Raw genomic sequence first — 15199 nt, 5'->3', positions numbered from 1 at the left:
GATTACGGCTTTCTTTTATAAAAAGGGGTGGCCACGATTTTCGCTTTGACCTGTGCCCCGCGAATTTCCACATTCACTTCCGTGCCCAGCGCACTGTAGGCGGAATCAATTAAAGCGAGGCCAACATTTGTTTTGAAAGTAGGAGACTGTGTGCCCGTTGTTACTTCCCCGATAGGCGTACCCTCGAGTGTGAAAACCTTATAATGTGGGCGCGGAATGCCGCGGTCAATCATTTCGATGCCGACGAGCTTGCGTGGTGCACCGTTGGCTTTATGCTCAGCGATCACATCACGCCCGATGAAGTCTCCTTTATCCAATTTCACAAAATAGTTCAGCCCAGCCTCCAGAGGTGAGATTTCATTGGAGAGCTCTTGCCCGTAAAGGGGAAGGCGTGCTTCAAAACGCAGCGTATCACGAGCGCCCAAGCCAGCCGGTACGAGACCATATTCTTGACCTGCCTCTAGCAGGAGCTTCCACAACTGAACGGCATCATGTTGATCGACGTACAGTTCAAAGCCGTCTTCTCCGGTATAACCGGTACGGGACAGTAGGGCGTTGATGTCGGCTACTTTCACATCTGGTAGGAAACGAAATGTTTTCAAAGTCTGGATAGGTGCGTCTGTCAATTTGGCTAAAATCTGTTCAGCGTGAGGACCTTGCACGGCGAGCATAGCGGTTTCATCAGAAATGTTGGTGATCTCGGTGTGTCCAGTTAGATTCTGCTGCATCCATGCCACATCTTTGTCGATGTTGGATGCGTTAATTACTAGCATGTAGTTGTTGTCGCCTAGTTTATAAACGAGCAAATCGTCTACGACGCCACCGTCTGGGTAACACATGAGGCTGTATTGGCATTGTCCGTTTTCGAGCTTTGCCACATCGTTCGTGGTGATCTTTTGCAGGAAAGGGAGGGCGTCTTCTCCGGTAACCCGGACTTCTCCCATGTGCGACACATCAAAAAGCCCAGCCTGCTGCCTGACGGCATCGTGCTCTTTTTGAATACCCGTGAACTGCACCGGCAGCTCCCAGCCTCCAAAATCAATAACTCGCGCTCCATGCTCCGCATAAACAGGGAAGAGCGGTGTTCGTTTCAGCATGTGTTTACCTCACCTTCGATTTTGTACATCCCATATCTTGCCCAAAATGCAAAAAAGAGCAAAAGATATGCAACACAAACATACCTTTTGCCCTGTCCTTTTTACCTGAGAGTTACCCCGATTAGACCTATGTACGGCCCATCAAGTTTCCCCGTTGGTGTCCGAATTCCCGCTTGCGCGTTCATCCAAAGCTCTCCAGAGTTGCGTCCGGTACAAGTCCTTTTGCCTGAGAGATTCACCACTATTGGGCTTACTCCTTCGGCGCCGCGTTACTTCACTGCGGTCTCTCCCTGCACCATCATTCGCCAATATTCAGTTTTTAGTATTGTATTAATTTTTGCCCACAGAGGTGTGAATTGTCAATTGTTACTTTTCATAAAATTTACCTTCGTCCGCCTTGACTTTAATGTTCCCATTAGATTAAGCTAAAATCAAAATTTGCTGGTAAGCGAGGGCGTAAACCGATGAGTAACGTACAAGCCAATTTGTTATACACCAAAGAGCATGAGTGGGTAGAGAAGCTGTCAGACACGGTAGTCCGTGTGGGTATTACTGATTTTGCCCAAGATCAATTGGGAGATATTGTGTTTGTTGAGCTGCCTAAGGCTGGGACAACCATTACCGCAAATGAAAGCATCGGCAGTGTGGAATCCGTTAAGACGGTTTCCGATATTTTCTCGCCCGTATCCGGCAAAGTAACAGCTGTGAACGGTTCATTGGAAGGGTCTCCAGAGCTGGTAAACAGTGCACCGTTCGGCGAAGGCTGGATGGTTGAGGTCGAGGTTTCCGGCGCGGAAGCACTTGAGGGTTTGCTGACGGCTGCTGAATATGCTTCGTATATTGGCAACGAATAAAACGCGTTAAAGAACGAGTTCCTAACCATCGAATTTCGATGGTAGGGCTCGTTTTTTTGTGTTTACCGATTTTTTGGAGCAGCTGCAACTGATCTTCGGGTATGCAAGCATGCGCCAAGGCTATGTTGTATTTAATACAACCTTTTCATATATTTTCTATGCAAAATTGCCGCTAGGTTGCACAAAATACAACTATTTTGGGGCTATGGAGACCAAAACAGTTTTTTTAGTTCAAATGGTTGTATAAAGTGCAATGAAGTGATGAGTCCGGGCTTGGTAATCGTTTTCAAGTTGCACAAAATACAACATAGCGTGGGGAGATTGCACGATAGTAGTTAAAAACACAATGTACATGTGCCGCCTCAAACTGTTACAGCTCAATGAGCTCACGTTCCCCAAACTGTACCAGCTCAAAGCGATCGCCTCCCCGGAGCTGTACCAGCCCACCGCACTCGCTCCCAGAGCTGTATCAGCACACCGAACTGTACCAGCTCAACGCACTCGTCCTCTCCCAGTTGTAACATCCCAATGAGCTCGCTCTTACCAAACCTGTACCATATCAACGCACTCGTTTTATCCAAACTGTTACAGCCCAAAGCACTAACCCTCCCCCGAGCTGTACCAGCTCAATCTACTCGTTCTCCCCAAACTGTTACAGCCCATTCATCTGCCCTCCATACACTGTAATTTCCCGAAAATTCCAGTTCATTATTCAATGCTTTCAATGTCTATTTCGTATGAATATCCGCCTCGACAGCAAAGTCGATTTTTGTCGTTAAAACTGTTTTTAGACTTGACAGCGTTTAAAGATGAGGAATATAATAAAAAACATGAAATAGGTAACCGGTTACACATCGTTTATCAAGGTAACATAAATAATTAATATGTCATGTGTAAATAATAGTATTTATCGAGATAAAGGAAAATTTCGGAAGCATGTAACCGGTACCCTACGCAAGAATTTCTTTGCTGAGAGTACGGGTTTGCTTTTTAGTAGGAGTGAGTCGTAACCAGTGGCAACAATTAGAGATGTAGCGAAGTTGGCAGGCGTTTCCGTAGCGACTATTTCCCGATTCTTGAACAAAAACGGATATGTCAATGAAGAAACAAAATTACGAGTAGAGCAAGCGATCAAGACGCTTCAGTACGAGCCGAACGCGATGGCTAGAGGGCTTGCTGGAAGAAAGACAGGCACCATTGCCTTAATATTCCCAGACATCACGAACCCATTCTTTGCGGAGCTAGCCAGAGCTGTTGAGGATGTTGCCCGCATGTATGGATACACAGTCATCCTATGTAATTCGGATAATCAAGCGGACAAAGAGCAAACCTACATCAGGGTCCTGAAACAGCGGTATGTAGACGGCATTTTGTTTGCTTCCTACAGTCTTCGCTCTGATGATGTTGATGCTTTGAATAACGAGAAAATTCCTTTCATTATGCTGGATAGAGCGCCGCGCGAGACCTCGTGCACGGTTGTAAGCTCCAAGCATTTGGAAGGGGCACAGCAAGCTGTACAGCATTTGCTGGATGAGGGCTGCACGAAAATTGCTCATATTTACGGCCCACAAGACACAGTAACCGGAAGAGAGCGGTTCATGGGATACGAGCAATCTGTGAAACATTTTCCTTGGTACTCGCCAAGCCTCGTAGAACCTGGTTATTTCCGCGTTGACGGCGGAATGGAAGCGGTTGAAAACCTGATGAAACGCCATCCTGATATTGACGGAATTTTTGCCGGCAACGATACGATGGCTGTTGGAGCACTTAAGAAATTACAGCGAATGGGCGTGCGCGTCCCTGATCAAGTTGCGTTGTGCGGTTTCGATGGGATCGACCTAACGGTCATCGTCGAGCCGGAAATTACGACGGTCGCACAATCGATTTATGATATGGGGATGCTGTCAACACGGCTTCTTATTAAGAAAATCGAGGGTGACAACAGCGAAGATCAAACGCATCTATTCGATGTCAAACTCATTCCTCGCGAATCAACGAGAAGAAAAAGAAAAGAATGAACCATCGAATCGGATAATGGACAGTGGAGGTAGTAAAACAATGGAACAATTCAAAATTTTGGCGCCCTGCGGGATGTTAGGTTACGGATTTCCGAAATCATCGTTTATAAGAGGCATGGAGCATAAACCTGATGCCATCGTCGTGGATGCCGGATCAACGGATGCTGGTCCTCATAAATTAGGAGCGGGTACGGCGATTGTCAGTAAGCAAGCTTGCAAGAAAGATTTGGAATTGATGATTGTAGCTGGTGCAGAGGCTAAGATTCCGGTCATTATCGGATCTGCCGGAGGAAGCGGCGCCAAGGTCCATGTTGAATGGACACGAGCAATCATTATGGAAATTCTTGAAGAAAACAAGATTACAGGGTTGAAAGTCGCGACAATCTGGGCGGACATTCCTAAAGAGGTCGTGGAAGCTAAATTAGCAGCAGGCGAGTGTGAACCACTTGGCATTGCAGTGAAGACGCTTACGAAGGAAAGATTGGAAGCTACCAACGGTATTGTCGCCCAAATGGGACATGAACCTATTATCGCAGCGCTTCAAGAAGGCGCTGACATTATCATCTGTGGTCGCGCTTACGATCCTTCACCGTTTGCCGCGGTAGCGATGCATCATGGTTTTGATACAGCGCTTGCGTATCATTTGGGTAAAATTCTCGAATGCTCAGCACTTTGTGCAGAACCAGGGACAACGAAAGATTGCATGCTGGGCATTCTGACTAAAGATTCATTTATCGTTAAACCTCTGAACGATAAACGGAAATGTACGGCAGTTTCCGTAGCTGCACACACGTTTTATGAGAAGGATCATCCTTATCTGCTTCATGGTCCTGGACTTGTTCTGGATCTTGAACACTGCGAGTTCAAGGAATTGGGAGACGATAGCGTAGAAGTACGAGGCAGCCGAATCTTGCCATCCCCTGAGTATAAAATCAAGCTTGAGGGCGCAATGAAAGTGGCTTACCGAACACTCGTTGTCGCAGGTATCCGCGACCCGCTTTTGATCGAACGAATCGAAGAAGTTGAAGACTTGGTCAAGCAGCAGGTTTGGGAGTACTATAGCGAAGTCCCGCAAGAGGATTATGAAATTAATTTCATTAATTACGGTCTTAATGGCGTGCTCGGTGAATTGGAGCCGCAAAAAAAGGCCGGTCACGAATTAGGTGTTGTATTCGAAGTTGTTGCTAAGACACAGGAGCTGGCGAACACAATCTGCAGCTCTGTCAGATCTACATTCTTACATTACGGCTATGAGGGCAGGAAATCGACAGCAGGCAATCTGGCGTTCCCTTTTGCTCCAAGCGATATCCCTTTCGGTGCTGTGTATGAATTCTCTGTTTATCATTTGATGCAAGTTGCGGATGGCAATGAGATGTTCCGTAACGAATATATCGAGGTGTAATTATGAAGCTAGTAGATGCAGCCAAAGTACTGAGAAGTAAGAACAGCGGACCATTTGAAATTACCGTAGATGCCCTTTTCACAGATTCGGAGATTTATTACAAAATTAAGAATTCCGGCATCATTAACAAGGATTTGGTATCGAAGCTTTATAACATTGAGCAAGATAAGATCATGCATATCGTCTTTTTCGATCAAGCGCTCGGCTTCAAAATTACGTTCGCGCGGAAAGTTTCTTCAGGCACGTTCTTAGATCGTGACGTATACGGTGCTCAACAGCATGCCCCACTGATGGAATTGGAAGTCGACGTATGATGGGAAAGGAGTCGATTCAAATCAGAACGCATTCGAAAGTTAAACAAATGTGGAGTGACAAAGTCCTCTACTTGATGCTTTTGCCGGGAATCGCTTATTTTATCATTTTTCACATCTGGCCGATTATCGGCATGAAGCTAGCCTTTTACGATTATCAAATTCTCGGAGATAACGTTTTTGTTGGATTTAAATATTTCCGGGAGCTCTTCAGCACGCCAGTTTTTGAGCAGGTATTAAAAAATACGCTCATTATCAGCGCGATGAAAATGTTTCTTATTTTTCCAATTCCGATCATCTTCGCGCTCATCCTTAACGAGTTCATTAACGGAAAGTTCCGGAAATCGATTCAAGTTATTTCGTATTTGCCGCATTTTCTTTCCTGGGTCGTTATTGCCGGGGTATGGTTCGACTTTTTATCCAAGTCAAATGGTGTCGTGAATGAGATTATTCAAGCCTTGGGGTTTCAACCGCACGATTTCTTGACAGATAAATCAGCAATTAGATGGGTGCTTGTTGCCAGTGAAGCATGGCGGAATATCGGCTGGGATTCGATCATTTTCCTTGCAGCCATCATGGGTGTGAATCAAAGCTTGTACGAAGCGGCGCATGTTGATGGAGCCAATCGCTGGCACATTGTAACGCGAATTGTTCTGCCTCATCTGTACATTCCAATGGTGACCATCTTTATTCTAAATGTCGGATTTATTATGAATGCAGGGCTGGATCAAGTGTTGAACTTCACGAATGATTCCGTCAATAGCCGTATCGATATTATCGATACTTATGTTTATCGCGTTGGTTTGATCAACGGTCAGTATTCGTTCGCTACAGCGGCTAATTTGTTCAAAAGTATGATTGGGGTCGTGCTGGTGCTTTCCACGCATTTCATATCCAAGAAACTGACCTCGAAAGGCGCATGGTAAGGAGGAGTAAGCATGAGTGTCCAAAAATTTTCGTTCACCAAATTAGTGCTGGGTGCCGTACTCGTCCTCTTATCGCTGACGATGTTTGTACCGATTATGAACTTGATCGCCAAAGCTTTCTCGAACCCCAGCAAAGTCCATATGCTGCATGGCTATGACATTTTGCCAAAAGGTTTCTCGTTCATCAATTTCCAGGTGGTGCTCAGCAATCCGATTGTCGGGAAAGCGTTAATGAACTCTTTATTTATTACGATTGTGGGTACGGTGTTCAGCATTTTCTTCACAACGATTACAGCTTACGTATTGACACGTAAAAATCTGGTCGGCAAAACGCCTATCATGATTTTCCTCATCATTATCATGATTTTTGAGCCAGGTATCGTGCAAGAATATATGGTCATCAAAGACCTGCACTTGCTGGATAATCTTTGGGCGATGGTCCTCTACCGCACGATTAACGTCTTTTATTTGATCATTATGATGCGGTTTATTGAAGAAATTCCTGACTCTCTCGTTGAGGCTGCTAAAATCGATGGCGCTGGGCACATGACTGTGTTCATGCGGATTATCTTACCGCTGTCCCGTATTCCGCTTCTGACGATCGGCATGTTCTATGCGGTAGCTAGATGGAATGAATTCTTCAAATCGAGCATTTTCTTATCAAGCCGAGACAACACCGTGCTGCAAGTACTGCTCAGGCAATTCGTTGTTGAAGGAGATACGACGACGTTAGTCGGTGCGGCTGATTTGATGAAAAACAACCATATCGCACAACTGGACTTCTCGTCCTTGAAAGCGGCTACGATTGTCATTGCTATGGTTCCGATTCTAATGCTATATCCCATTATTCTGAAGCATTATACCAAAGGAGTAATGGAAGGCGGCGTAAAAGAATAGTATTCAAACATTATTTTGGGAGGCAATCCAAATGAAAAAAGCGCTTTTTGCAATGGCTGCAGTCGTTCTGGTCACTACAACAGCATGCAGTTCCGGAGGGGACAAATCAACGAACACGTCTGCACCATCTGCAACACAAAATGGCCAGGCGGTTACGACAGTCTCCATTTTAGCCAAGGATTTTGCACCAGACGATCCTAACGTTCAGAAATTGGTTAAAGGTATCGAAGATGGCATGAAAGCAGAAGGCAAAAATGTTAAGCTGCAAATTACGCCTGTGCAAAGCGGAACGTATTCCGAGAAAATGGGCTTACTCTTACAAAGCGGTAACATCCCTGATCTTATCTACTTCCAAGGTGGAGATTATCAATTCGCAACGACTCAGAAAATTTTGGAGGATCTGACTCCATATATCGATAAATCCAAATATGTTAAGGCTTCTATGAATCCTTATAACATTGAAAGAATGAAGAACTACCCTTACTTGCTATGGTTGTCACCGGTTAGCAGTGCTATTCCTGTCGTGCGTCAAGACTTGATGGACAAAACAGCATCCGGTAAAGCCGCTTTGGAAAACCCAACAATCGATAACTACTACACGTTCTTCAAAGAGTTAAAGGAAAAAAGCGGCGCGAAATATGCCTATACAACAGCAGGCAATCTCGATGAGTTGGACGCTATGTTCGGGCAAGCCTTCGGATTAACGACAACTTGGCTCAAAGGTACAGACGGTAAATTCACTTTCGGCAAAACAACCCAGTCTGAAAAAGAGAAACTGGAATTCTACGCTAAAATGTACAAAGAGGGCTTGCTTGATCCTGAGTTCCTGACGAAGAAATGGGATACGAAAGAAAAAGCGTTCTATGACGGTCAAGCCGCTATCATGGCGGGTACACAAGGTAAAGTAATTGACCTGTACAACTCCAAATCAACTGCGCAAAATGGTGCAGGCGCGAAAGTCGTTCCACTGCCGCCGGCAAAAGGGAAAGGCCAAGGTTACACACCGGTTGATACAAGTAAAGAAAGCCGTGGTTTCGCGATTTCCAAAACGTCCAAAAACAAAGATATGGCCTTTGCTGTATTAGAATACATGGCTAGTCCAAAAGGTCAAATGATGGATAAGCTTGGTTTTGAAGGCTCCGAGTATCAAGTCGTTGATAACAAAATCAAACTGACAGATAAGTTTGCTGCTTGGTATCCGCACTTTGTCGAGTCCGTTATCAGCTTCACGCCGGACAAAGAGTTTGATCCAACTACACCTTACTTCTCGGAACCGGCAGCGAAATCGCTCAAACTGTTCGAGAGCAATTCGACTAAAGACAATACCTTCATTATGCCTGCCGATTTGACGGCGAAATGGGATGCAGCTACGGCTGTTTACAAAGAGTTCGCTGCTGATATCGTAACTGGCAAGAAAACAGGCGCTGATTTCGATAAGTTCGTTCAAGCCTGGAACGCTGCAGGCGGTAAAGATGTAACGGATTATGCGAATAAAACAATTAAATAAATCAGGCTTTGAAGCCAATAAATGAACTGCAAAGTGTGGGGTGTAACAACCCTGCACTCCCTGTAGAAGGGAGTAAGTCAAATGGTTACTTTTGCTGATAGAGTGAAAGGCGTTGTTTTCGGCACAGCTTATGGCGATGCGATGGGCGCTGTCGTTGAGAAAATGACGTTTAATGAAATTCATGAAAAGTATGGTCGGGTAGAAACAACGATGACCAAATGGTGGAAAGCGGATTGGCCGGAAGACAAGAGGCTCGGCAGGATGAGGGGCGAAGGCATCGTTACGGATGATACGCTCATGACGCTTGCACTTATGAATGTATATGGCATTGAACGTCGTCATTTGGATGCTTACGATCTGGCGAATGAATTTGTCAAAGAGATCTCGTTTCGTCCCAAATATATTCCCGAACTGGGAAAAGTAGCGATGGTCATGGATCGCTTGTTTTATCCAGAGAAGCATATTTTCAACCGTCATGTGCTTGCCAATTGCGAACCCCGCGAAGGTGGGTATGGCAATATGGTTAACTGCGGTGCTGCTATGTATATCTCACCGATCGGCATTGTGAATGCCTGCAATCCGAAGGCTGCTTATGATGAAGCGATTCTTTTTGCATCCGGTCATCAAGTCAGCTATGGCTTGGAAGCGGCGGGTGTTTTGGCAGCTTGTGTTGCGAAAGCATTTGAACCTGATGTGACGGTAGAAGATATCATTCAAACAGCCTTAACCTATGCGAAAGATGGTACCAAGCAGGCGATTCAAGATCTATGTGATACAGCTCGATCCTTGAAGAAAGTCAAGCATAACCGGGCTGAAGTTGTTGGGCAACTGCACGCTGTAATGGGCAAATATTCGCCAATGGGTGATGATGTCAACCGCAGCATTCATAAAGTAGGCATTCCTTCTAACCATTATACCCCTAGTCGATTGTTCTCGATTGAGGAACTCCCACTAGCACTGGCTTACATTATTTTGCATGATGGGGATTTATTGGAGGCAGTCAAAGACGGAGTGAGCTCTGGTCGCGACACGGATTCTATTGGTGTTATGGCTGGTGCCATTCTTGGAGCTATGCACGGCGTTGCGGCTATTCCACAAGCTGAAATTGCTGTTATTGAACAGATTAATAAGCAAGAAATCGAGAAGCACTGCCATGCATTTATTGAAGCTGCCTCATTCATTATCGAGCAAGACATCGCACTCAGCAACCGTAGACAACAACAGATTCGTTCTATTATTTAAAAGGTGGTGTAATCGTTGATTCCTTCTAATTATTTGGAAAAAATTTATTCTGGTTACTTAGGTATGAACATTGGCATAAGACTAGGCGCTCCGGTAGAACCGACGATTTGGACTTATGAAAGAATACAAAGCACATATGGCGACATTACGGACTATGTCAAAGAGTTTAAGAATTTCGCAGCGGACGACGATGCGAACGGTCCATTCTACTTCTTGCGCGCACTGTATGACGATGCCAAGGACCGCGATATTACGCCTAATGATGTAGCTCGCGCTTGGTTGAACTATGCTCGTGAGGGTATCGGAATGTTCTGGTGGGGCGGATATGGCGTAAGTACAGAGCATACAGCCTACATCAATTTGAAAAAAGGGATTGAAGCTCCTCAGTCTGGATCGATTGAGCAAAATGGACTTATTATCGCCGAACAAATTGGCGGTCAAATTTTCATCGACACATGGGGTCTCGTTAACCCTGGTAATCCGAAAAAAGCAGCTGATTTCGGTGAGGCGGCAGCTCGCGTTTCACATGACGGCGAAGGTGTGCTAGGCGCAAGATTCTTCTGTGCAGCTATTTCCAAAGCATTCGAAACAAGCGACATCAATGAAATTATTGAAGCTGGTTTGGCTCAAATTCCAGTTGACTCGATCTATGCCAAAGTGTCCCGAGCAGTACTTGAGTTCCACGCACAACATCCGAATGATTTCAGAGCATGCCGTGACATGCTTGAAAGAGACTGGGGTTACGACAAGTATACAGGCGTATGCCACATCATTCCTAATGCAGGCGTCTGCGTACTGTCCATGATTTACGGTCAAGGCGACTTCAACAAAACGGTTGAAATTGCCACGATGTGTGGTTGGGACACAGATTGCAATGCTGGTAACGTTGGTACGGTTCTGGGTGTAGCTTGTGGTCTCGAAGGTATTGCAGATAAGTATCGTAAACCGATCAACGATTCCATCGTAATGTCAGGGATTTCGGGCTTTATGAATATTCTCGATATTCCAACCTACGCGAAAGAATTGGCAATTCTAGGCTATCGCTTGGCGAATGTTCCTTGCCCAGAAGGTCTTGTAGAGAGCTTCACAGAGCACGATATTTATTTCGACTTCGAGCTGCCGGGTTCCACACATAACATCCGTATCTCGGATCCGTTCTTCTGCCAGGCGAAACATTCAACGGAGAAGTCCTTCAAGGGAACAGGCTCGCTGGAAGTTGTGTTTGACCGTATGACTCGTGGAGAAAAATCAAAAGTATTCTACAAACCATTTTACACACGTGATGATTTCAGTGACGAAAGATACTCACCGACATTTGCGCCTAAAGCATCCTCTGGTCAAAAAGTATCCATGCAAATCTTCTTGGATCAATGGGGCGGCAATGAAACAATGGGCATCGCACCTTATGTGCGCTTATCCAATAGCAAAAAAGAGCTTGTACAAGGTTATGTGAAGCTCGTTGATCAAGAGTGGGTTCATGTTGAATTTGTCATCCCGGATTCCGAAGGCGAGCTGATTGATGAAGTCGGTATCGTGCTAGAGGCTTATTCGACTCGCAAGCCGAAAAGCTTGGGACGCATTTTCATTGATGAATTCCGTATCTACGGCAACGCAGATTACACGATTGATTTCAACAAGCAATTGAGCAATTTTGGCTGTATTACACCATTTGCACATAACAATGGAGCTTGGAGTTTAGAAGCAGGCGCAATGTATCTTATGACGGCGGAGCCAAGCGAAGCCTATACAGGTAACTACTTTGCCAAAGATTACTCCGTATCTGTAGAGCTCAACCCGCAAAGCGGACATTCGCACTTAGTGGCAGTTCGTGCGCAAGGCGCAATGAGAGGTTATCATGTAGGATTTGATGGAGCTAATCAAGTGTCTCTGTATATCAATAACTTCGGCTTTACGAAGCTAGCGAGTGCAGAGTTCCCGTGGCAGCTTGGCAAAGACTACGACTTCAAAGTGACGGTGCAGGGGAATTCCATTAATTTCGCTATTGACGGACAAGACGTTTTGAAGCACACTGACGATACGTTCAACTACGGGATGTTTGGCGTAAGCACAAGAACTGCAGCTAGAACTTATTTCAGACATATTAGATTTATGGAAATTTAGAAATTGTAGGTGGAGCGGGGAACGTTATGAAAATAATCGTAATTGGCAGTGCAAATATGGATATGGTCATGCGGACTAGCCGTATTCCAGAAATGGGCGAAACAATGCGGGGCGATGGATTTATCCTATCCGCCGGAGGCAAGGGAGCCAATCAGGCGGTTGCTTGCGCAAAAATGGGCGCTGATACCTGGTTTATGGCGAAAGTTGGCGACGATATTTTTGGGCAATCGTTGATCGGCAGCCTCAAAGGGTTCGGTGTAAAAACGGATTATGTAGGAATTGAACCTGAAGTTTCGACAGGTGTAGCCGCGATTACGGTTTGCGATGGGAATAATGCGATCATTCTAGACGGCGGCGCCAATAACCTAGTTAAACCTGGTTATATTGAAAGCTACAAAGAAGAAGTGCTCTCGGCCTCAGCTATTATGCTGCAGCTGGAAATTCCGGTGGAAACCGTCTATGCGACCATTCAGCTTGCGAAAGGCAAGGTGCCGATTTTCCTAAATCCGGCGCCTGCCATTCCACTGGATGACAAGATGTTGGATGGTGTGGATTATTTCACGCCGAATGAAATCGAGTGCCGGTTGTATACGAATGTGGAAGTGAAGACTACGGAGGATGCTTTCGCGGCGCTGGATATTTTACGCGGCAAAGGGATTCGCTTCCCGTTGATTACACTTGGTGAAAAAGGCATTGTGTACTATAACGGCACCGAAAATGTGTATATGGAAGGTCGGAAAGTGAAGGCCATAGATACAACGGCTGCTGGAGACACGTTCTCCGGGACGCTTGCCGCTATGATTGCTTCAGGCAAATCCCTCGATGAAGCGGTCAACATTGCGCAGCTTGCGTCTTCGATTTCGGTTACCCGCATGGGCGCACAGAATTCGATCCCGTATTTATCGGAGCTTTCGGATCTATGATGAACCTAGGTGAAATCCGTTTTCATGAGCTATTGAAAACTGCTGAGCATTTAGGTGAACACCGTATTCGTACGGTGGAGCGGAGGTCAGACCCATACGGCGACTATGCCGCTATGTATATGGAGACCGAACTCATCCCGGGTGAGTGGGTGAAAACGTATTTCTGGATAGGCGTTCCTTATGGGGAAACGCCTTTTCCTGCTATGCTGCACATCCACGGGGGAGGTTCGCAGACAGCAAATGTGGAACATGTCCGGCATTGGATGAGCAAAGGGTATGTCGCGCTTAGCTATGACTGGAAAGAGGAACTTTCTGGACAGGAGCATTATTCCGATTTGGCGGACATGCCTACCAAAGACATGGAAGAAGAGTTTGATCCGCTGCAATCGGTCATGTTCACGCGTCTCATCCACGCGAAGAAAATGGTAACGTGGCTGGCTCAGCTGCCTGAAGTGGACGCGGAGCGGATGGGTGCTTTCGGCATTTCCCGAGGAGGCACAGTAACCAGACTGCTTAATGCCTGGGATAGCCGCTTGCAGGCAGTGGCTCCTATCTATGGCTGCGGCAAGCACATGTCGCCAGGACGGCTGAATCGTAACGTTCGCAGGCCGCATACATTGGAAGACACCTACGATTGGGAGCGGCTGCTTAGCGGTTTGAAGCTAGCCGAGCGGGAGCAGTCGCCGATGCTGATCATGTCGGCGACGAATGATTACTGGGGCTGGATGGATGCCATCTGCGAAGGAGCTGCGCACCTTCCGAAGACGAAGCGCGGGCTGTATTTCGCTGCCAATCAGAATCATCATCTCGATGGCTGGGCAGGCGCTGCATTGGACTGTTGGATGGATGCGCTTGTGAAGGGAGAGGGGCATTGGCGGCAAGCTCCGTCCGCTGTTGTTTCTGTTAGCGAGGGAGCACTGCGGGTGACCTCCGAATTTGGCGCTGAGGGGCTGTCCGCGCTTCCGCTAAAGCTCCGCTTTTGCTGGTCTTGGTATGACTGGAGCGAGGTGCTTCCGCCGGGGAGATACTGGCATGTGAAGGAACTCGACTGTTCAGAGGCCAGCGACTTCAGCGTGGAGATACCGATTATTGATCCTGCAATAAGCGGTTTCGTCTATGTGGATGCCATCTATGCGGATGGCGTGAAAACGAGCAGTTTCCCTCTGCGATTCTCTCCCATTTATCTGGGAGCAGTTGCATCGGGTGTGCCTTTAACGCTAGAGTTGGCTGATTTCACTCGCGGGCTCGATGGATGGCATTGTCCGGAACAGCGGACGGAGCCATTTGATCCTGATTTCCGCTATGTGTTTGTGGACGATCCATCCGGAGGCAAGGCGCTTGCCTTGGACGAACCGGGCATGAAATTTGCCCTGGTCACGCATAAGCCGGTCGACCCGATTATACAAGGGGACAAAGACCATTTGCAGCTGCAGCTCAGGCTGTTTACGGACGTTCCGGGCGTGTGGGAGGTATCGGTTTTCTATCGGCCGGATCAAGCGGGCCAGATCGTATGGGTGAGTGAGGTTGAGGGAGTTCTTGGCTGGGCGAATGTACGACTAGCACGGCAGTCGTTTGGCCATGCAGACGGCAAGGTGCTCTCGTCTTGGGAGAAGATGCACAAGATCTGTGTGACTTTTCTTCCTGAACAGGTGGAGGCCATCTGTGGTGGCAGACCGGCTCTTGGTTCGGTTCGTTTTATTTAAGGGGACGGGTTACTATGAACTTGAACTAACGCCGATTACTCCTGCTAATTTCTTTTAATGGTCTACTTTTACAGATTTAACTGGAATTTCTACAGCTAATTTCACCGAATCTAGCCGATTTGGTCCATCTACCAGCGATATAGCTGGAGTTACTACCGTTATTTCATTCTCTGCGACAGCAGAGCGCAGAATAACGGT

General features: G+C 46.5%; 12 protein-coding genes and 1 riboswitch. Of the genes, 11 read left to right on the top strand and 1 reads right to left on the bottom strand.

What is annotated here, in order from left to right:
• Nucleotides 1-2 precede the first annotated feature (2 nt).
• A complete protein-coding gene (gene gcvT, locus GQF01_RS15605; RefSeq protein ID WP_161407685.1) occupies nucleotides 3-1097 on the bottom strand; it encodes a glycine cleavage system aminomethyltransferase GcvT in 1095 nt (364 codons plus the stop codon).
• Between the two features lie 204 nt (nucleotides 1098-1301).
• Nucleotides 1302-1399: riboswitch (glycine riboswitch) on the bottom strand.
• 162 nt (nucleotides 1400-1561) lie between these two features.
• Between gcvT and gcvH the strand changes: the two genes are divergently transcribed.
• From gcvH to GQF01_RS15550, 11 genes are all read left to right on the top strand, one after another.
• Nucleotides 1562-1951, top strand: a complete 390-nt coding sequence (gene gcvH / locus GQF01_RS15600) for a glycine cleavage system protein GcvH (RefSeq protein ID WP_161407684.1) — start codon at nucleotides 1562-1564, stop codon at nucleotides 1949-1951.
• 1013 nt (nucleotides 1952-2964) lie between these two features.
• Nucleotides 2965-3969, top strand: coding sequence for a LacI family DNA-binding transcriptional regulator (locus GQF01_RS15595; RefSeq protein ID WP_145658025.1), 1005 nt, complete (start codon nucleotides 2965-2967; stop codon nucleotides 3967-3969).
• Between the two features lie 40 nt (nucleotides 3970-4009).
• Nucleotides 4010-5371, top strand: coding sequence for an acyclic terpene utilization AtuA family protein (locus GQF01_RS15590; RefSeq protein ID WP_161407683.1), 1362 nt, complete (start codon nucleotides 4010-4012; stop codon nucleotides 5369-5371).
• Between the two features lie 2 nt (nucleotides 5372-5373).
• On the top strand, nucleotides 5374-5685 hold the full coding sequence (locus GQF01_RS15585) for a DUF4387 domain-containing protein (RefSeq protein WP_202556400.1): 312 nt from the start codon (nucleotides 5374-5376) through the stop codon (nucleotides 5683-5685).
• Nucleotides 5682-6608: an ABC transporter permease gene (locus GQF01_RS15580; RefSeq protein WP_235959778.1), complete on the top strand. Its 927-nt coding sequence runs from the start codon at nucleotides 5682-5684 to the stop codon at nucleotides 6606-6608. The genes GQF01_RS15585 and GQF01_RS15580 overlap by 4 nt, the downstream gene beginning before the upstream one ends.
• A 12-nt stretch (nucleotides 6609-6620) precedes the next feature.
• Nucleotides 6621-7505: a carbohydrate ABC transporter permease gene (locus GQF01_RS15575; protein ID WP_161407682.1), complete on the top strand. Its 885-nt coding sequence runs from the start codon at nucleotides 6621-6623 to the stop codon at nucleotides 7503-7505.
• Between the two features lie 31 nt (nucleotides 7506-7536).
• Complete coding sequence (locus tag GQF01_RS15570; RefSeq protein ID WP_161407681.1) at nucleotides 7537-9012, top strand: extracellular solute-binding protein; 1476 nt, start codon at nucleotides 7537-7539, stop codon at nucleotides 9010-9012.
• 81 nt (nucleotides 9013-9093) lie between these two features.
• Nucleotides 9094-10254: an ADP-ribosylglycohydrolase family protein gene (locus GQF01_RS15565; RefSeq protein ID WP_161407680.1), complete on the top strand. Its 1161-nt coding sequence runs from the start codon at nucleotides 9094-9096 to the stop codon at nucleotides 10252-10254.
• 15 nt (nucleotides 10255-10269) lie between these two features.
• The gene (locus tag GQF01_RS15560) at nucleotides 10270-12375 is read left to right on the top strand and encodes an ADP-ribosylglycohydrolase family protein (protein WP_202556398.1); all 2106 of its coding nucleotides are present in this window, start codon (nucleotides 10270-10272) and stop codon (nucleotides 12373-12375) included.
• A 26-nt stretch (nucleotides 12376-12401) separates the two neighbouring features.
• Entirely contained in the window at nucleotides 12402-13298 is an 897-nt protein-coding gene (rbsK, locus tag GQF01_RS15555; RefSeq protein ID WP_161407679.1) for a ribokinase, read from the top strand.
• The gene (locus GQF01_RS15550) at nucleotides 13295-15001 is read left to right on the top strand and encodes a dienelactone hydrolase family protein (RefSeq protein ID WP_161407678.1); all 1707 of its coding nucleotides are present in this window, start codon (nucleotides 13295-13297) and stop codon (nucleotides 14999-15001) included. Before rbsK ends, GQF01_RS15550 begins: the two co-directional genes overlap by 4 nt.
• Nucleotides 15002-15199: the final 198 nt, after the last annotated feature.

The sequence above is a fragment of the Paenibacillus silvestris genome (assembly GCF_009882985.1).
GTDB classification, from domain to species: Bacteria; Bacillota; Bacilli; order Paenibacillales; family NBRC-103111; genus Paenibacillus_E; species Paenibacillus_E silvestris.
Note: the sequence above shows the minus strand (reverse complement) of the source record. Positions and strands in the feature narration are given on the sequence as shown.